The organism is Acinetobacter sp. ANC_7588, from assembly GCF_056783995.1.
Window position 1 is genome coordinate 1 of the sequence record NZ_JBWYIU010000032.1, and the last position, 832, is coordinate 832.

General features: G+C 47.2%; 1 protein-coding gene. It reads left to right on the forward strand.

Annotated elements, in window-relative coordinates:
• On the forward strand, window positions 1-832 hold an 832-nt coding region (locus AC1M9J_RS14750), incomplete at both ends, for a GA-like domain-containing protein (RefSeq protein WP_481952570.1).

Genomic DNA, 832 nt, shown 5'->3' on the forward strand with positions numbered 1-832 from the left:
ACCCCAACAGAACTCACTGCACTGACTCAAGCACGTGATGATGCACTTGCTGCGAAAACAGAAGCACAAACAAAAGTGACAGCGTTACCTGAGGCAGTACAAGCAGAAAAAGATGCGCTACAAGGTCGTTTAAATGATCTGGTTGATATCACTTTACCAGCAGTAAATGATGAAAACGAAGATGGTGTGGATGATGCAGTTGCAGCACTTGAAGAAGCGACAGAGGCAGTAGAGGCGGCTGAAGCAGCATATGCAGAGGCAGAGCAAGCACTAGCAGATGCAGAATCAGATGGTTTAATCACGCCAACAGAACTTACTGAGCTGACTCAAGCACGTGATGATGCGCTTACTGCTAAAGAAGATGCACAAGCGAAAGTTGATGCACTTCCAGAAGGAGCAGACAAAGACGCATTGGATGCACGCTTAGATGATCTAGTCGACATCACCTTACCAGCAGTAAATGATGAAAACGAAGATGGTGTGGATGATGCAGTTGCAGCACTTGAAGAAGCGACAGAGGCAGTAGAGGCGGCTGAAGCAGCATATGCTGAGGCAGAGCAAGCACTAGCAGATGCAGAATCAGATGGTTTAATCACGCCAACAGAACTTACTGAGCTGACTCAAGCACGTGATGATGCGCTTACTGCTAAAGAAGATGCACAAGCGAAAGTTGATGCACTTCCAGAAGGAGCAGACAAAGACGCATTGGATGCACGCTTAGATGATCTAGTCGACATCACCTTACCAGCAGTAAATGATGAAAACGAAGATGGTGTGGATGATGCAGTTGCAGCACTTGAAGAAGCGACAGAGGCAGTAGAGGCGGCTGAAG